The sequence below is a fragment of the Streptomyces sp. NPDC050842 genome, from assembly GCF_044456565.1.
Classification (GTDB): domain Bacteria; phylum Actinomycetota; class Actinomycetes; order Streptomycetales; family Streptomycetaceae; genus Streptomyces.
Window position 1 is genome coordinate 113384 of sequence record NZ_JBITGA010000006.1, and the last position, 15531, is coordinate 128914.

At 72.5% G+C, this 15531-nt stretch carries 20 protein-coding genes; 7 read left to right on the top strand and 13 right to left on the bottom strand.

Annotated features, from left to right (window positions below; all coding sequences use genetic code 11):
- Window positions 1-5: 5 nt before the first annotated feature.
- Entirely contained in the window at window positions 6-1025 is a 1020-nt protein-coding gene (locus tag ACIBG6_RS21130) for a hydroxyacid dehydrogenase (protein ID WP_399224123.1), read from the top strand.
- Here ACIBG6_RS21130 and ACIBG6_RS21135 read toward each other — a convergent pair.
- Together ACIBG6_RS21135 and ACIBG6_RS21140 are read right to left on the bottom strand one after the other, a co-directional pair.
- Window positions 1002-1418: a hypothetical protein gene (locus ACIBG6_RS21135; RefSeq protein ID WP_399224124.1), complete on the bottom strand. Its 417-nt coding sequence runs from the start codon at window positions 1416-1418 to the stop codon at window positions 1002-1004. The genes ACIBG6_RS21130 and ACIBG6_RS21135 overlap by 24 nt on opposite strands.
- A 267-nt stretch (window positions 1419-1685) precedes the next feature.
- Window positions 1686-1826, bottom strand: coding sequence for a hypothetical protein (locus ACIBG6_RS21140; RefSeq protein WP_399224125.1), 141 nt, complete (start codon window positions 1824-1826; stop codon window positions 1686-1688).
- A gap of 124 nt (window positions 1827-1950) precedes the next feature.
- On the opposite strand from ACIBG6_RS21140, the gene ACIBG6_RS21145 reads away from it, so the two are divergent.
- Window positions 1951-2649: an ester cyclase gene (locus ACIBG6_RS21145; protein ID WP_399224126.1), complete on the top strand. Its 699-nt coding sequence runs from the start codon at window positions 1951-1953 to the stop codon at window positions 2647-2649.
- A gap of 120 nt (window positions 2650-2769) precedes the next feature.
- On the opposite strand, the gene groL is transcribed toward ACIBG6_RS21145, so the two are convergent.
- Together groL and groES are read right to left on the bottom strand one after the other, a co-directional pair.
- Window positions 2770-4392: a chaperonin GroEL gene (gene groL, locus ACIBG6_RS21150; RefSeq protein ID WP_317598473.1), complete on the bottom strand. Its 1623-nt coding sequence runs from the start codon at window positions 4390-4392 to the stop codon at window positions 2770-2772.
- A gap of 111 nt (window positions 4393-4503) precedes the next feature.
- Entirely contained in the window at window positions 4504-4812 is a 309-nt protein-coding gene (gene groES, locus ACIBG6_RS21155) for a co-chaperone GroES (protein ID WP_267045346.1), read from the bottom strand.
- 252 nt (window positions 4813-5064) lie between these two features.
- Here groES and ACIBG6_RS21160 point away from each other — a divergent pair, with 252 nt between their 5' ends.
- Window positions 5065-5493 carry a DUF6234 family protein gene (locus ACIBG6_RS21160; protein WP_399224127.1) on the top strand — a complete coding sequence of 143 codons (429 nt, stop codon included), beginning with the start codon at window positions 5065-5067 and terminating at the stop codon, window positions 5491-5493.
- Window positions 5494-5501: 8 nt separating this feature from the next.
- On the opposite strand, the gene ACIBG6_RS21165 is transcribed toward ACIBG6_RS21160, so the two are convergent.
- Window positions 5502-5789: a hypothetical protein gene (locus tag ACIBG6_RS21165; RefSeq protein WP_399224128.1), complete on the bottom strand. Its 288-nt coding sequence runs from the start codon at window positions 5787-5789 to the stop codon at window positions 5502-5504.
- The gene (locus ACIBG6_RS21170) at window positions 5786-6730 is read right to left on the bottom strand and encodes a polysaccharide deacetylase family protein (RefSeq protein WP_399224129.1); all 945 of its coding nucleotides are present in this window, start codon (window positions 6728-6730) and stop codon (window positions 5786-5788) included. The genes ACIBG6_RS21165 and ACIBG6_RS21170 overlap by 4 nt, the downstream gene beginning before the upstream one ends.
- Before the next feature lie 28 nt (window positions 6731-6758).
- On the opposite strand from ACIBG6_RS21170, the gene ACIBG6_RS21175 reads away from it, so the two are divergent.
- The 4 genes from ACIBG6_RS21175 to ACIBG6_RS21190 are packed head-to-tail and all read left to right on the top strand — an operon-like array spanning window position 6759 to window position 10238.
- Window positions 6759-8051: a methyltransferase domain-containing protein gene (locus ACIBG6_RS21175; protein WP_399224130.1), complete on the top strand. Its 1293-nt coding sequence runs from the start codon at window positions 6759-6761 to the stop codon at window positions 8049-8051.
- Window positions 8052-8101: 50 nt separating this feature from the next.
- Entirely contained in the window at window positions 8102-8752 is a 651-nt protein-coding gene (locus ACIBG6_RS21180; RefSeq protein ID WP_399224131.1) for a hypothetical protein, read from the top strand.
- Window positions 8749-9390, top strand: coding sequence for a hypothetical protein (locus ACIBG6_RS21185; RefSeq protein WP_399224132.1), 642 nt, complete (start codon window positions 8749-8751; stop codon window positions 9388-9390). The genes ACIBG6_RS21180 and ACIBG6_RS21185 overlap by 4 nt, the downstream gene beginning before the upstream one ends.
- Window positions 9378-10238, top strand: coding sequence for a hypothetical protein (locus ACIBG6_RS21190; RefSeq protein WP_399224133.1), 861 nt, complete (start codon window positions 9378-9380; stop codon window positions 10236-10238). The genes ACIBG6_RS21185 and ACIBG6_RS21190 overlap by 13 nt, the downstream gene beginning before the upstream one ends.
- 31 nt (window positions 10239-10269) lie before the next feature.
- On the opposite strand, the gene ACIBG6_RS21195 is transcribed toward ACIBG6_RS21190, so the two are convergent.
- The 7 genes from ACIBG6_RS21195 to tsaB all read right to left on the bottom strand — a co-directional run bounded on the left by ACIBG6_RS21195 (window position 10270) and on the right by tsaB (window position 15446).
- Complete coding sequence (locus ACIBG6_RS21195; protein WP_399224134.1) at window positions 10270-11508, bottom strand: RNA polymerase sigma factor; 1239 nt, start codon at window positions 11506-11508, stop codon at window positions 10270-10272.
- A gap of 47 nt (window positions 11509-11555) precedes the next feature.
- A complete protein-coding gene (locus ACIBG6_RS21200; protein ID WP_329621679.1) occupies window positions 11556-11921 on the bottom strand; it encodes a YciI family protein in 366 nt (121 codons plus the stop codon).
- Window positions 11922-12019: 98 nt separating this feature from the next.
- A complete protein-coding gene (locus ACIBG6_RS21205; RefSeq protein ID WP_399224135.1) occupies window positions 12020-12871 on the bottom strand; it encodes a polysaccharide deacetylase family protein in 852 nt (283 codons plus the stop codon).
- 35 nt (window positions 12872-12906) lie between these two features.
- Window positions 12907-13167 (bottom strand): hypothetical protein, encoded by a 261-nt coding sequence (locus ACIBG6_RS21210; RefSeq protein ID WP_399224136.1) that lies wholly within the window; start codon window positions 13165-13167, stop codon window positions 12907-12909.
- Complete coding sequence (tsaD, locus tag ACIBG6_RS21215; RefSeq protein ID WP_399224137.1) at window positions 13164-14276, bottom strand: tRNA (adenosine(37)-N6)-threonylcarbamoyltransferase complex transferase subunit TsaD; 1113 nt, start codon at window positions 14274-14276, stop codon at window positions 13164-13166. Before tsaD ends, ACIBG6_RS21210 begins: the two co-directional genes overlap by 4 nt.
- Complete coding sequence (gene rimI, locus ACIBG6_RS21220; RefSeq protein ID WP_317602012.1) at window positions 14266-14736, bottom strand: ribosomal protein S18-alanine N-acetyltransferase; 471 nt, start codon at window positions 14734-14736, stop codon at window positions 14266-14268. Before rimI ends, tsaD begins: the two co-directional genes overlap by 11 nt.
- A 53-nt stretch (window positions 14737-14789) precedes the next feature.
- Window positions 14790-15446, bottom strand: a complete 657-nt coding sequence (gene tsaB, locus ACIBG6_RS21225) for a tRNA (adenosine(37)-N6)-threonylcarbamoyltransferase complex dimerization subunit type 1 TsaB (protein WP_399224138.1) — start codon at window positions 15444-15446, stop codon at window positions 14790-14792.
- Between the last annotated feature and the right edge of the window lie 85 nt (window positions 15447-15531).

A 15531-nucleotide genomic window follows, 5' to 3' on the forward strand; every position in this document is an offset into this window, starting at 1 on the left:
CCACGATGCACCCCGCCACTGACAACCGACCCGCCCTCCTCCTCGCGATGGGCCCGGACACCGCGGAACGCCTGCTCACCGACGCCCACCGGCAGCGCCTCGCGGACCTCACCCGAACCGACCCGCACCTCGTCGCCCACGACCTCACCGCCCCGGACGCGCGGACCGCCGCCGCCCTCGCCGAGGCCGAACTCCTCCTCACCGGCTGGGGCGCCACGCCCCTCACCGCCGGGATCCTCGACCGCGCGCCGCGCCTCCGGGCCGTCGTCCACGCCGCCGGCTCCGTCAAGCACCACATCACCGACGCCTGCTGGGACCGCGGCCTCCGCGTCACCACGGCCGCCGCCGCGAACGCGCTGCCCGTCGCCGAATACACGCTCGCCGCCATCCTCTTCGCCGGAAAGCAGGTCCTCCGCTCCGCCCAGCGCTACGCCGAACTCCGCACCGACCACGCCTGGCTGACCGAATCCGCCGCCTGGGGAAACCACCGCCGCACCATCGGCATCGTCGGCGCCTCCCGGATCGGCCGCCGGGTCATCGAGCTCCTCCGCCCCTTCGACCTCGAGATCCTCCTGTACGACCCGTACGTGACGACCCCGCCGCCCGGCGTGGAGCTGACCGGCCTCGACGACCTCTGCGCCCGCTCCACGGTCGTCTCGGTCCACGCGCCCCAACTCCCGTCCACGTACCGCATGATCGGCCCGGCCCAGCTCGCCGCGATGCCCGACGGCAGCACGCTGATCAACACGGCCCGCGGCTCCCTGATCGACGAGACGGCGCTCCTCCCCCACCTCCTCTCGGGCCGCCTCCACGCGACCCTCGACGTGACGGACCCGGAACTCCCGCCCCCGGACTCCCCGCTCTACACCCTCCCGAACGTCCTCCTCACCCCCCACGTGGCGGGCTCCCTCGGCAACGAACTCCACCGCATGGCGGACCAGGCGCTGGAGGAGGTGGCGCGGTACGGGCGGGGGGAGCCGTTCGCGGAGGAGGTACGGGCGTCAGACCTCCAGCGCTCGGCGTAGCCGGTCGGCCTCGGCGCGGACGAGCGGCAGGCAGTCGGGAGCCACGGCGAGCACCGCCGGCAGCACGGCCCGCCACTCCCCGAGCCGCAGGGCGAGGACGCCCCAGCGGCGGGCCCGGGCGGAGTCGGGTTCGGCGCGGGCCAGCAGCGCGTACGCCTCCCCGCACGGCGGACCGCCGTGGTGCATGCCGTCGAGGAGGGCGGCGGCGCGCTCGCGCTGGGAGGCCTGGAGGAGCCCGGTGACGAGGCGGACGAGCTGGTGCCCCGCCGGGTTCGGCGACCGCTGCCGGAAGAAGTCGATCGCCGCGTCGTGGGAGCCCGTGACGACCATCGCGAGATCCGTGAGCCCGGTCCGCCGGGCCCGCAGCGAGTGTCCGGCCGCGAACATCCCCATGCGGCCTTCCCCGAGGAGGTACGCCGCCCGTACGGCCTCCCGCCACGTTCCGCCTCCGCCCGGATCGCGCGGGTCTTCGGGGACGGGGAGAGGATCCGTACGGCCTCCGGGTCCCGGAGCGGGTGGTTCTCGGGGACGTCGACCGGGAGCGGCGGGTCGAGGCGGCCGTGCCGAAGAAGGGGGCGATCCGCACCCCTGGGGGTGGGTCGAGGGCGAACCAGGACAGGAGGGCGGTCTTGCCGGCCCAGGCCTGCGCCCGCCACCAGGCTACGCGGGGCCGGAGTCGGCCAGGCAGAAGGCCGCGAGCTCAGCGAGTTCGGCTTCGCGGTCGACCAGTTCCGCGGGGGCGATCCGGCGGACCTGTTCCCGGTACCCCGACCGGACCTCCGCCGCTTCCGATCCCGGCACGGCTGCCGTCGCCGATCACCACGACGCCCGACCCGTTCTCGACCGTGACCGGCCGCTCTCCCCCTGCCCGCTCCATGCGTCCAACCTAGACTGGAAGGGTCCTGTCCCGGGGTCGGGAGGCGCCATGACGTTCGTACAGATAATCGACTGCAAGACGAGTCGGGTGGACGACCTGAACCGGCTCATGGACCAGTGGGTCGAGCAGACCGAGGGCAAACGGACCGCGACCCACAGCATGGTCGGCAAGGACCGTTCGGACGCCTCCCACGTCGTGGAGATCGTCGAGTTCCCCTCGTACGACGTGGCCATGCGCAATTCGCAGCTCCCCGAGACCGACCGGATCTTCCGGGAGATGGTCGCGCTCTGTGACGAGATGCCGACCTTCACCGACCTGGACGTGGTCCGGGACGAGGCGCTGTACAAGACCAACGCCCGGCACCTCATGGAGATGATGGCGCGGGAGCCGGAGCTCGCGCTGCTCGACGGGGTGCTGGCCGAGGGGTACCACGACCACGATCCGACCAACGAGCAGGACGTCATCGGCATGGACGCCGTCCGGCGCGAGGTGGAGATGTGGCGGCGCGGCTTCGACTTCGCCTTCGCGATCGACGACCAGATCGCCGAGGGCGACCGGGTCTGCACCCGCTGGACGTGGAAGGGCAGCCACACCGGGGACTTCATGGGGCTCCAGCCGTCCGGCATGGACGTGACCATGACCGGCACGGTCATCCACCGCTTCCGGGACGACGGGAAGATCGTCGAGGGGTGGTGGCAGTACGACCTGCTCGGGCTCATGGGGCAGCTCGGCGCGGTGGAGGGATGACCTCCTGGGAAACGCACGAGGCCCGGTGCCCCCGCGACGGGGGCACCGGGCCTCGGTGATCAGCGAGGCACCCGGCCTCGGCGATCAGCGGCGATCAGCGGCGATCAGTTACGACACGCCTCAGTGGGAGTGACCGTGGCCGTGGCCCGCGTCCGCCGGCTCCTCTTCCTTCTTCTCCACCACGAGGGTCTCGGTGGTGAGGAGGAGGGAGGCGATCGAGGCGGCGTTCTCCAGCGCGGAGCGCGTCACCTTCACCGGGTCGATGACGCCGGCCTTGACCAGGTCGCCGTACTCGCCGGTCGCGGCGTTGAAGCCCTGGCCCTTGTCGAGCTCCGCCACCTTCGAGGTGATGACGTAGCCCTCGAGGCCGGCGTTCTCGGCGATCCAGCGCAGCGGCTCGACGGCGGCGCGGCGGACGACCGCGACACCCGTGGCCTCGTCGCCGGTCTTGTCGAGGTTGCCCTCGAGGACCTTGACGGCGTGGACCAGAGCGGAGCCACCACCGGAGACGATGCCCTCCTCGACCGCGGCGCGGGTCGCGGAGATGGCGTCCTCCAGACGGTGCTTCTTCTCCTTCAGCTCCACCTCGGTGGCGGCGCCGACCTTGATCACGCACACGCCGCCGGCCAGCTTCGCGAGGCGCTCCTGGAGCTTCTCGCGGTCCCAGTCGGAGTCCGTGGACTCGATCTCGGCCTTGATCTGGTTGACGCGACCCGCGAGCTCGTCGGCGTTGCCGCCGCCCTCGACGATGGTGGTGTCGTCCTTGGTGATCGTCACGCGGCGGGCGGTGCCCAGCACGTCCAGGCCGGCCTGGTCGAGCTTGAGGCCGACCTCCTCGGCGATGACGGTGGCGCCGGTCAGCGTCGCCATGTCGCCGAGCATCGCCTTGCGGCGGTCGCCGAAGCCCGGGGCCTTGACGGCCACGGCGTTGAAGGTGCCTCGGATCTTGTTCACGACCAGGGTCGACAGGGCCTCGCCCTCGACGTCCTCGGCGATGATCAGGAGCGGCTTGCTGGCGCCGGCCTGGATGACCTTCTCCAGGATCGGCAGCAGGTCCTGGATCGAGGAGATCTTGCCCTGGTTGATCAGGATGTACGGGTCGTCGAGGACGGCCTCCATACGCTCCTGGTCGGTGACCATGTACGGGGACAGGTAGCCCTTGTCGAAGGCCATGCCCTCGGTGAAGTCGAGCTCCAGGCCGAAGGTGTTGGACTCCTCGACGGTGATGACACCGTCCTTGCCGACCTTGTCCATCGCCTCGGCGATGAGCTCGCCGACCTGCTGGTCCTGCGCGGAGAGCGCGGCGACGGCGGCGATGTCGGACTTGTCCTCGATCGGGCGCGCGGTGGCGAGGAGCTCCTCGGAGACGGCCTTGACGGCGGCGTCGATGCCCTTCTTCAGGGCGGCCGGGGAGGCGCCGGCGGCGACGTTGCGCAGACCCTCGCGGACCAGGGCCTGGGCGAGCACGGTGGCGGTGGTGGTGCCGTCACCCGCGATGTCGTTGGTCTTGGTCGCCACCTCCTTCACCAGCTGGGCGCCGAGGTTCTCGAACGGGTCGTCGATCTCGACCTCGCGGGCGATCGTGACACCGTCGTTGGTGATGGTGGGGGCGCCGAACTTCTTGTCGATGACGACATTGCGGCCCTTGGGGCCGATCGTCACCTTCACCGTGTCGGCAAGCTTGTTGACGCCGCGCTCAAGGGCGCGACGGGCGTCCTCGTCGAACTTCAGGATCTTCGCCATGGGAGCGGTTCAGCCCTCTCGGAATCGTATGGAAACGAACTGCGCCCCCGGACGCCCTGTGCGGGGTCAAGGGGCGCAGCTCAAAGCATCTACTTCGGATACTTCGGTGAATTACTTCTCGATGATCGCGAGCACGTCGCGAGCCGAGAGGACGAGGAACTCCTCGCCGTTGTACTTCACCTCGGTGCCGCCGTACTTGCTGTAGAGCACGATGTCGCCGACCTGAACGTCGAGCGGAAGACGCTCGCCGTTCTCGAAGCGGCCCGGGCCCACGGCGAGGACAGCACCCTCCTGGGGCTTCTCCTTCGCGGTGTCCGGGATGACCAGGCCAGAGGCGGTGGTCTGCTCGGCGTCGAGCGGCTGGACCACAATGCGGTCCTCGAGCGGCTTGATGGCAACCTTGGAGCTGGTGGTCGTCACGATCCGACCTCCCCCTTCGGAGATTACGGGGTCAACTGTCTGAGGTGGCGACCAGGTGGATCCGTCGTCGCGGGTGCCGGACCTGCCTGTCGCTGTGTTGGCACTCTCCAGTGGGGAGTGCCAGAGCCGAGACTATGACCGCGATTAGCACTCGGTCAAGCGGAGTGCCAATTCCGTGCCGTCGCGCGTCGTTCCGGTCACGGTATGGGCAACGCCGTGACGGACCCTCCGGTTCCGGACGAGGGTGCGGCCATGACGACCTCTCCTCCTCCGGTACGCACGGCCGGGGACATCCTGTTCGGGATCCTGATCCTCGTCCTGGAGGGCGTGCTCGCCCTGATCGCCGCCTTCACCCTGGGCATGCGCGGGTGGGCCGACAGCTACGGTCCGGCGCCGGCGGGACCGCCCCCGGTGGACTGGGTGCCGGTACTCGTCTTCGGAGCGATCACCGGCGTCGTCCTGCTGCTCGCGTGGGCGATGCTGCGCGGCGGCTGGTCCTGGACGGCAGGGGGCCAGTTCCTGGCCGCGGCGCTGCTCGGCATCGGCACGCTGACCTTCGGGATACAGGAGTGGGCGCGGGCGCACCCCGCAACGCCGGGGCCGACTGCCCCGGCGACCCCGTCCGAAGCACGGTGCGTGTGCCGCAGCGGGGGCGGGCCGTGCGAGTGTCCGGGAGGGTGACCCCCGGGTCAGTCGGCGTGGCCGCCTGTCCGGGCCGTTCCTTCCGCCACGGTCGTGGCGTCCGGCGTGGCCATCCGTTCCGCCGCCTTCCGCCCGAGCCGCTCGATCGGGTCGACCGACGAGGCACAGCCGGAGACGGCGAGCAGCACGCCGGCCAGCGCCGCGCCGACGACGGCCGCACGGATCCGTCTCGTACGGAGCCCTCTCGTACGGAGCCCTCTCGTACGGAGCCCTCTCGTACGGAGCTCTCTCGCACGGACGCCGCTGCGGAGCCCTCTCGTACGGAACCCGCTCACACGTAGTCCTCGAGCTTCGCGACCGCGTACCCCTTGGCCGTGATCACGTTCATCACCCGCCGGATCATGTCGGGCATCGTGCCCTTCCAGTCGCCCTTGCCCCGGAAGTGGGTGAGCACGATGTCGCCGGGGTGCAGGTCCCGGTCCCACTCGCGCCACTCCATGTGGTCCGGGAACGCCTCGGACGCCCACAGCGGGACCGCCTTGACCCCGCAGGACTTCGCCGCGCGCAGCGTGTCCTCGTTGTAGTTGCCGTACGGCGGGCGGAAGAGCGGGGGCCGCTTGCCGAATCGTTTCTCGATGACGTCCTGCATCCCGCAGATCTCGCGCTTCTGCTGCTTGTACGAGAGCCCGGGCAGGTAGCGGTGGTTGAGGGTGTGGTTGTGCAGGGAGACCCCGCCCTCCTGCGACTTCTGCATCCGCGCGAAGTACCCGTAGTCGTCCTTGACGACGTAGTCGCTGAGGAAGGCGCTGTACGGGATCCGGAGGTCCTTCATCATCCGCAGCAGCTCGGGGTCCTTCTCCGCGCCGTCGTCGATCGTCAGGAAGACGACCTTCTGCTTGGTCGGCACGGTCGTGAAGACGGGCGGCAGCCCCTCGCCGTCCGTCTCGAATCCCTTGCGGGTGGTGATCTTCGGTTTGAGCTTCGGCGGGGCGGGCGCGTCGAGCGGGGTCCGGGCGAGGCCCCACTTCTTGGCGGCGAGCGCGCGGGCGGCCTTCTGCTTGCGGACCTTCTCGACGTACGCGCTGAGCGCCCCGGCCGAGCCCGGGGCCTGCGCCTGCCCTTGCCCCTGCTGCCCAAGGGCGGGTGCGGGCGCGCGCCGCTCCGGTTCGGCGGGGCCGGCGCCGGCGCCGGAGCAGGCCGTGGCGACGGAGGCGAGGGCTGCGACGACGAGAGCGGCCCCGAGGGTCCGCCGGACAGGGTGCGCGCTGATCACCATGAATTCTTCCTCTTGTCGTACAAGCGGTATGGCGCCGCATCCTGTCAGTGCCGACACCCCCTCCGGACCACGACACCGCCGTACGGCGCCCACCATCCCCCGGGCGGCCCACAGCGCCGCAGGGCCCACAATGGGACGGGTGACCGACCTCGCCCACTTCACCGCCCTGCTCACCCCCGAGGGGCAGGCACTGCTCGCCGCCCTGCGCGACTACGACCCCGCCCAGGAGCTGGCGGTCGTCTCCCGGCTGCGCCGCGACCACTCCGCAGAGCTCGTCACGTCGGCGGTCGGCCAGGCCCGGCTGCGCCAGCGCGCGGTGGCCAAGTTCGGCGCCGAGGACGCGTACCGGATGTACTTCACGCCCAACGGCGTCGAGCAGTCGACCCGCGCCTCGGTCGGTACGTACCGGGCGGCCCGGCTCAAGGCGCTCGGCGTCGGCAGCGTCGCGGACCTCTGCTCCGGGATCGGCGGCGACGCGATCGCCCTCGCCCGCGCCGGGATCTCCGTCCTCGCCGTCGACCGCGACCCGCTCACCGCCGAGGTGGCCCGCGCCAACGCCGAGGCCCTCGGCCTCGCCGGGCTCGTCGAGGTCCGCGAGGCCGACGTGACGGAGATCGACACGAGCCCGTACGACGCGGTCTTCGTCGACCCGGCGCGACGCGGCGGCCGGGGCAGGATCTTCGACCCCGAGGCGTACTCCCCGCCGCTCTCCTGGGCCGTCGAAGCGGCCCGCAGGGCCCCGCACGCCGCCCTGAAGGTCGCACCCGGCATCCCGCACGAGGCCGTCCCGGCGGAGGCCGAGGCCGAGTGGATCTCGGACGGCGGGGACGTGAAGGAGGCCGTGCTCTGGTTCGGTACGGAGCCGGGCGCCCGCCGCGCCACGCTGCTGCCCTCGGGCGCCGGGATCGTCGGCCGGGGGCTGCCCGACCCGGCGGTCCGGCCGGTCGGCCGCTACCTCTACGAGCCGGACGGCGCCGTCATCCGCGCGCACCTCGTCGCCGAGGTCGCGGAGGACCTGTCGGGCGGCCTGATCGACGAGACGATCGCCTACGTCACGGCGGACGAGCTCGTCCCCACCCCGTACGCCGCCGCCTACGAGATCACCGACGAACTCCCCTTCAACCTCAAGAAGTTGAAGGCGCTGCTCCGGGAGCGCGAGGTCGGGACACTGACCGTGAAGAAGCGCGGTTCGGCGGTCGAACCCGAGGAGATCCGGCGGAAGGTGAAGCCGAAGGGCCCCAACTCCGCGACGGTGCTGCTCACTCGGGTCGCGGGAGCCCCGACGATGCTGATCGGCCGCCCGGCGGGAGGAGGCCGGTGACTGAGGTGCCGTAAGCCGCAAGGGGCACGATCCGAACGGGGGGATTGATCATGGCGCTGCACCCGGAAGGCATGTTCACCACGGGGCCGCTCGCGCACCTCGTCGGACTGGCCGCCGGCGGACCCGACCCGCTGGAGTGGGAGGTCCTGCGCTTCGACCGCGTCACGCGGACGGAGTACTGGGACCCCGCTTGGCGGCACACCCCGCAGACCCTCGCCTCCCAACTCGACTACATGGCCACCGCGTTCAGCGAGGAGTTCTTCGCGACCTGCCCGGAGGCGGACCGCAGGACCTGGCGGGCGGCCGCCGGGGCGAAGAGCGTGCCCGCGTTCATGACCGAGCTCGCGATGCTGCTGCGGCTCGCGGACCGCCAGGGCGACGCCACGTACGAGGACGTGCCGCTCGCCGCGTGGGAGGTGCGGGCCCGGTTCCCGCTGCTGCTCTCGCTGGACGGCTGGGCGTACGACGGCGAGTACGCCTCGTACGAGGAGAGCCTGCGCGCGTACATCGAGGGCGAGCACCCGTCCTGCTCCTACGAGGTGGTCCCCCGCCTCACCCAGGCCCTGGAGGCGCGCACGCGCTGCGCGGAGTCGGCGGCCTTCGCCGCGTCCTTCCGGAAGCTCGCGCCGCAGGCGACCCCGGAGACGCTGGCCGTCATCACCCGCACCACGTTCACCCACATGACGGAGCACCACGCATGAACGCCCCCTTCCCCGCCGCCCCCTTCCGCGCCGCCCCCTTCCACGACGAGCCCTTCCCCGAGGTCCGCGGACACGCCTCCCAGGTGATCGTCAGCGCCGACGAGCAGTGGATCGCGGTCAATTCGGTGTGGAGCGGCGTGAGCCGCGTGGCCGTCTACCGCGCCGCCGACCTCTCCTGCGCGCACCTCCTGACGTTCACGATGGACGCCGAGTCGATCGCGTTCCACCCCACGCTCCCGCTCCTCGCCATCGGCCTCGACAACTACGACGCGTACATCCGCGAGGGCGGCCTCACCCTCCTCGAACCGGCCACCGGCCACCGCGTCGACTTCGCCGACCCTGCCTGGGGCATCGAGCCGATCCGCTGGCCGGACGCCCGCACCCTCGAACTCACCTTCTTCACCTGGGAATCGGACTGCGAGCAGCTCCACTCCCGCGCCACCGTCGTCCGCGACGACTGGCTCGGCCTCACCCCCGACGCCCTCGACCTGCGCACCCTCCCCCGGACCCCGCTCCCCCGGACACCGAGGTCGACTACCTCGACACGGAACCCACCCGACCGCTGCTCCAGGCGCTCGCCGAGCGCGCGGGCCGGAGCTACGACGGCCTCGGCGGGGTCCGGGCCGTGGCCGGGCTGAGCGACGGCCGGGTGCTCGCCACCCGCAGCCACGCCATGGTGGAGTGCTGGTCCCCCGACGGCTCGCTCCTGTGGAGCGTTCCCGCGCCGTCGGGGGTCGGCGGCAGCCGGATCGAGGTCGCCGCCGACGAGCGGACGGCGCGCGTGGGCGTCGCCGGTCCCGACTCCCGGACCCGGACCGACTTCCCGCTCGTCGACCTGTCCGACGGCACGGTCCTCGACCGCCCCTCGGTGCCCTTCGCGGCCGCCCTGTCGGCCCGTACGGACGGGGTGTGGGCGATCCGGGACACGTACGACCGCCGCTCCGAGGCCGAACCCCCCGCCCCGCCGAACACCCGGACCTTCGCCGCCGACGGCACCCCGCTCGGCACGGTCCACGAGCCCGACCGGTACGACCTCGTCCCGATCCATGTCCGCCGCTGCCCCGAGCTGCTGTACGGCCGCCGGCGCCGGGACGTGATCGCGCTCGACCCCGTCTCCGCCGCCGAGACGGTGCTCTTCTCGCCGGACGCCCTCAGGGTCGACCATCCGCTCGGCCGGGCGGTGTACGTCTCCGACTCCGCCGGCCCCGCGCTCCTGCACGGCCGGACGGAGCTGGTCCGCCGCACCTTCCCGGCCGGGGACGTCGTCTGGACCACGCCCCTGGACTCCGAGGTCGTCGACCTCGACGCGCACGCCGGCGTCCTGCACACCCTGTGCGCCGACGGCACCCTGCTCTCCGTCGACCCGGCCGACGGCACCGTCCTCGACCGCCGCACCCTGCCCCCTTACGGGCCGCTCTCGGTGCACGCGGCCCCCGACGGCACGGTCATCGTCGGCACGTCGGCGGGACAGATCCTGCGCTACTAGGGGGCGTCCTGCCGATCAGGCCGGACACCTCCTAGACCCCTGCCTCCCGGGCGCGGCCGAGGAGCAGTTCCCGCTCGCGCGCGTTCCGGGTGAGCGAGGCCGCCCGCTCGAACTCCGCCCGGGCCTCCGCCGCCCGACCCAGCCGGGCCAGCAGGTCGCCGCGCACGCTCGGCAGCAGGTGGTAGCCCGCCAGGGCGGTCCCCCCGGCCAGTGCGTCGACGAGCGCGAGACCGGCCTCCGGGCCCTCCGCCATCGAGACGGCGACCGCGCGGTTCAGCTCGACCACCGGGGAGGGCGCGACGGCCGCGAGCCGGCCGTACAGGGCGGCGATGGTCCGCCAGTCCGTCTCCTCGTACGAGGCGGCCCGCGCGTGGCAGGCGGCGATCGCGGCCTGGAGGGCGTACGGCCCGTAGGAGCGCCCGTCCCCGGCCCGCTCCAGGGCGGCGAACCCCCGCCGGACGAGCAGCCGGTTCCAGCGGCTCCTGTTCTGGTCGGCGAGGAGGACCGGCTGCCCGTCGCGGCCGGTACGGGCCGCCGTCCGGGAGGCCTGGAGCTCCAGGAGGGCGGCGAGCCCGTGGACCTCGCTCTCCCCGGGCATGAGCGCGGCGAGGCCGCGGGCCAGCCGCAGCGCGTCCTCGCACAGGCCGGGCCGCAGCAGGTCGTCGCCGGCGGTCGCCGCGTACCCCTCGTTGAAGATCAGGTAGACGACCTCGAGGACGGAGCCCAGCCGGGCGATCCGCTCCTCCCCGTACGGCACCTCGAACTCCACACCCGCCTTCGCGAGCGCCCGCTTGGCACGGGTGATCCGCGCCGCGACCGTCGCCTCCGGCACGAGGAAGGCGCGGGCGATCTCGTCCGTCCGGAGCCCGCCGACGAGCCGCAGCGTCAGCGCCGCACGGCCGTCGGCGGAGAGCACGGGGTGGCAGGTGGTGAAGACGAGCCGGAGCACGTCGTCGTCGATGTCGCCCGGGCCGGACGGCTCCGGGTCGTACGACTCCTCCGTGAGCGTCCGGCCCACTTCGGCGAGCTTCCGGGCGTACGTCTCGCGGCGGCGCACGAGGTCGACGGCGCGGTGCTTCGCGGCGGTCGTCAGCCAGGCTCCCGGGCGCTCCGGGACGCCCGACCGCGGCCACTGCTCAAGGGCGGAGACGAAGGCGTCCTGGGCGATCTCCTCGGCGATGCCGACGTCCCGGACGATCCGCGCCACGGTGGCGATGATCCGCGCCGACTCCATCCGGCAGACCGTCTCCAGGGTGCTTTCCACCGTCATGACCGTCATGGTTCACATGACAGCACACCTGACAGCACACCCGCGGGTCAGCCTTCCGGCATCTCCTCGACCTCGCGGACCTCCAGTCCGACCTTCCAGTTCGGCGGGTGGACGGCCAGGAAACGCTTCCCCCACTCGACGGCCTCGGCCATGTCCTTGCACTGGAGCATCGCGTAGCCGCCGACGACCTCCTTGGTCTCGGTGAACGGTCCGTCGGTGTACGACAGCTTCCCGTCCGACCAGGTGATGCGGGTGGCCTCGGCGGTCGGCTTGAGCCCGGCCGTGTCCACCATGGCGCCGGCCTTGGTGATCTCCTCGAAGAGCGCGCCCATCCGCTCCTCGAAGCCGGGGTCGGCGCTCTCCATGTCGATGGTGTTCTCCTCGATGCGGACGAGGGACAGGAAGCGGGGCATGACGACTCCTCGGTGGTGCGGTGGCGGGGCCGTTCCCCGCCTTCCACACATACGTCGAACGGGCCGGGCCCGCATCGACGACCCGCGGGAGATTTCTTCTAGACGTAGTCCTCCAGGCGGGCCACGGTGAAGCCCTGCTCCTGGATGCGGCGCAGCATCGTGGCCGTCATCTCGGTCATCGTCCGGCCCTTGAGCTCGGACGGGCCGCGGAAGTGGGCGAGGATGATGTCGCCGGGGTGCAGTTTCCCGTCCCCGCGCTGGTACTGCATGTTCTTGATCTGCATGGACTCGCGCCACAGCACGATCGCGTCCACCCCGCAGGTCCCGGCGGCGGCGCGGGTGTCCTCGTTCCAGTTGCCGTACGGCGGGCGGAAGAGCCGCGGGGTCGTGCCGTACTCCTTCGCCAGCTTCGTCTGCTGGCCGCATATCTCGCGGCGCTGGGCGTCCCGGGAGAGCGTGCGGAGGTTCGGGTGCGTGAGGGTGTGGTTGGCGACGCCGTGGCCCTGGGCGGCGAGCGGGGCGAAGTAGCCGTAGTCGCCGCGTATGGCCGAGTCGGTGAGGAACATCGTCACCGGGACCTTGAGGTCCTTCATCATCCGGACGAACTCGGGGTCCTTCTCGGCCCCGTCGTCGATCGTGACGAAGACGATCTTCTCGGTGGTGGGGATCTCGCTGATGACGGGGACGGGCCCGCCCGGCTCACGGGTCACCGGCTTGGTCGCCGGCGGGGCGGGCGGAGCGGCGAAGGGCTTGAGGCCCCAGCGGCGGTACGCGGCGGCTGCCGCGGCCTCGGGGGCCTTGTCACCGGCGGCCCCGGCGGACGGGGAAGCCGCGGGGGCGGTGGTGGCCGTCCCCCGGCCGGGGGCGGCGGCGGAGTCCTCCACCGCGCAGCCGGTCACCAACAGAGCGACGGCGGTCAGCGCCGCCCACACCACGATCTTCTTGTCCACGCCCTAGGGGATGCGCGAACGGCCCCCGGGGTTGCTCAGGAGGTCTCGACCGACTCGAAGCGCCAGCGGTGGACCGGACGGGTGATCAGCTCGGCCTCCGGTTCGGGCAGCTCCGGCAGTTCGGCGTCGAGCGCCGCCGCCTCCCACCAGGTGAGGACGAGGACCCGGTCCTGCGGGGCGCGCAGGATCTCCCGCCTCAGCGGCTCGTACGCGAGGACCTGGGCCCTGGCCCACTCCAGCAGCTCGGTGCCCCGGCCCTGCGCGGCCCGCGCCTCCCACATGAGGGTGATCCTCATGAGTACAGGTTCTCCTTGCTGACCTCGTGCACGTGATCGTGGTCGTGCGCATGATCGTGCTGCGCGCCCGGCACGTGCGGGTCCGTCACCGGCAGGGACGAGTCCGCCGAAAGCTCCAGGTCCGAGGCCGGCCGGTTGCGGGCGACCATCTCGGAGCCGAGCGCGGCGACCATCGCGCCGTTGTCCGTGCACAGTCCCGGGCGCGGTACGCGCAGCCGGATGCCGGCCCGCTCGCAGCGCTCCTGGGCGAGCGCCCGCAGCCGCGAGTTGGCGGCGACGCCGCCGCCGATCATCAGGTGGTCGACGCCCTCGTCCTTGCAGGCCCGCACGGCCTTGCGGGTGAGCACGTCCACGACCGCCTCCTGGAAGGACGCGGCCACGTCCCGGACGGGCACGTCCTCGCCGGCCGCCCGCTTCGCCTCGATCCAGCGGGCCACGGCGGTCTTGAGGCCGGAGAAGGAGAAGTCGTACGCGGGGTCCCGGGAGCCGCTCAGTCCGCGCGGGAAGGCGATCGCCTTCGGGTCGCCCTCCGTGGCGAGCCGGTCGATGACCGGTCCGCCGGGGAAGCCGAGGTCGAGGACGCGGGCGATCTTGTCGAAGGCCTCGCCGGCCGCGTCGTCGATGGTCGCGCCCAGCGGGCGCACGTCGGAGGTGATGTCGGCGGAGAGCAGCAGCGAGGAGTGGCCGCCGGAGACCAGCAGGGCCATCGTCGGCTCGGGCAGCTTGCCGTGCTCCAGCTGGTCGACGCAGATGTGCGAGGCGAGGTGGTTGACGCCGTACAGCGGCTTGCCGAGGGCGTACGCGTACGCCTTGGCGGCCGAGACGCCGACGAGCAGCGCGCCCGCGAGGCCGGGCCCGGCCGTGACGGCGATGCCGTCGAGGTCCTTCGCGGAGATCCCGGCCGTCTTCAGGGCGCGCTCGATCGTCGGGACCATCGCCTCCAGGTGGGCGCGGGAGGCGATCTCGGGCACGACGCCGCCGAAGCGGGCGTGGGTGTCGACGCTGGAGGCCACGGCGTCGGCGAGGAGGGTGGTGCCGTGGACGATGCCGACACCGGTCTCGTCGCAGGAGGTCTCGATGCCGAGTACGAGGGGTTCGTCAGCAGCCATCAGAATCAGTCTCAGTTCCTTGAACGGTCAGTCGCATCACGAGCGCGTCCACGTTTCCGGGCTGGTAGTAGCCGCGCCGGAAACCGATGGGCTCGAAGCCGAAGCGCTCGTAGAGCTTCTGGGCCCGGGTGTTGTCCACGCGCACTTCGAGGAGGACCTCGTCGCACTCGAAGGCGGTGGCGTGGTGGAGCAGATCGGTGAGGAGCCGGGCGCCGAGCCCCGTACCCCACTGGTCGCGGGCGACGGCGATCGTCTGGACGTCGCCGAGTCCGCCGGCCGCGGCGAGCCCCGCGTACCCGACGAGCCGCCCCGCCGGGTCCTCCGCGACGAGGTAGCGGCGGGTGGCACGCGGCCCGCGCGCGTGCGCGAGCTCCGACCAGAACATCCCGGCCGACCAGGCGTCCTCGGGGAACAGCTCGTCCTCGAGGGCGAGCACCGGGGCGATGTCCCACCAGCGCATCTCGCGCAGTGCGACGCCGCCGATCGCCGGTCCACCGGTCACGTGTCCGCCGGTCACGTGGGCGTGACCACCTTGTAGTTCTTCGGCACCTGCGCGTCGGGGCGGCGCAGGTACAGGGGCAGCGGGTCCAGGAAGCCCTCGCCGCCGGCCGCGAGCCGTTCCGCCGCGAGCGCGGCGAGCGCGGCCGCCGACTGGTGCTCGGGGTCGCGGGCGTCGGGGAAGGCCTCGGGGTAGAGGCGGGCGCCCGCGCCGACGACGGGCAGGCCCGCGAGCCGTTCGGCGATCTCGGCGGGCCGGTCGACGGCCGCGTCGGTCACGCGGGTACGGGAGTCCTCGTACCGCGCCCAGTAGACCTCCTTGCGGCGCGCGTCCGTCGCGACGGCGAAGGGCTCGTCGATCCCGGAGGCGTACGCGAGGCCGTCGAGGGTGCACAGGCCGTGCACCGGGACGCCGAGCGCGGAGGAGAAGGCGGCGGCCGTGACGAGACCGACGCGCAGGCCGGTGTACGGCCCGGGGCCGACGCCGACGACGATCCCGGTGACCGCGTCGAGCGTGAGCCCGGCGTCCTTCAGGACCCGGTCGACGGCGGGCAGCAGCAGCTCCCCGTGGCGGCGGGCGTCGACCTGGCCCGACGAGGCGACGACGGCCTCGCCGTCGTGCAGGGCGACGGTGACGGCGGGGGTGGCGGTATCCATGGCGAGCAACAGCACGCGAACAGCCTACGGCTCCCGGGACGGGCGGCGCCCCGGCGAGGCACCCGGGCCACCCCCGGGCCGTCCCGGGCACGGCGCCCGG

What these genes read in the sequence shown, in the direction of transcription:
- rimI (WP_317602012.1), bottom strand. Translation starts at nt 14,736, where the DNA reads ATGCGCTGGTGGGACATCGCCCCGGTGCTCGCCCTCGAGGACGAGCTG.
- groL (WP_317598473.1), bottom strand. Translation starts at nt 4,392, where the DNA reads ATGGCGAAGATCCTGAAGTTCGACGAGGACGCCCGTCGCGCCCTTGAG.
- ACIBG6_RS21200 (WP_329621679.1), bottom strand. Translation starts at nt 11,921, where the DNA reads ATGCCCCGCTTCCTGTCCCTCGTCCGCATCGAGGAGAACACCATCGAC.
- ACIBG6_RS21175 (WP_399224130.1), top strand. Translation starts at nt 6,759, where the DNA reads ATGGCGCCGCATCCTGTCAGTGCCGACACCCCCTCCGGACCACGACAC.
- ACIBG6_RS21135 (WP_399224124.1), bottom strand. Translation starts at nt 1,418, where the DNA reads ATGGGGATGTTCGCGGCCGGACACTCGCTGCGGGCCCGGCGGACCGGG.
- ACIBG6_RS21160 (WP_399224127.1), top strand. Translation starts at nt 5,065, where the DNA reads ATGACGACCTCTCCTCCTCCGGTACGCACGGCCGGGGACATCCTGTTC.
- ACIBG6_RS21195 (WP_399224134.1), bottom strand. Translation starts at nt 11,508, where the DNA reads ATGACGGTGGAAAGCACCCTGGAGACGGTCTGCCGGATGGAGTCGGCG.
- ACIBG6_RS21130 (WP_399224123.1), top strand. Translation starts at nt 6, where the DNA reads ATGCACCCCGCCACTGACAACCGACCCGCCCTCCTCCTCGCGATGGGC.
- ACIBG6_RS21145 (WP_399224126.1), top strand. Translation starts at nt 1,951, where the DNA reads ATGACGTTCGTACAGATAATCGACTGCAAGACGAGTCGGGTGGACGAC.
- tsaD (WP_399224137.1), bottom strand. Translation starts at nt 14,276, where the DNA reads ATGGCTGCTGACGAACCCCTCGTACTCGGCATCGAGACCTCCTGCGAC.
- ACIBG6_RS21170 (WP_399224129.1), bottom strand. Translation starts at nt 6,730, where the DNA reads ATGGTGATCAGCGCGCACCCTGTCCGGCGGACCCTCGGGGCCGCTCTC.
- ACIBG6_RS21180 (WP_399224131.1), top strand. Translation starts at nt 8,102, where the DNA reads ATGGCGCTGCACCCGGAAGGCATGTTCACCACGGGGCCGCTCGCGCAC.
- ACIBG6_RS21210 (WP_399224136.1), bottom strand. Translation starts at nt 13,167, where the DNA reads ATGAGGATCACCCTCATGTGGGAGGCGCGGGCCGCGCAGGGCCGGGGC.
- ACIBG6_RS21185 (WP_399224132.1), top strand. Translation starts at nt 8,749, where the DNA reads ATGAACGCCCCCTTCCCCGCCGCCCCCTTCCGCGCCGCCCCCTTCCAC.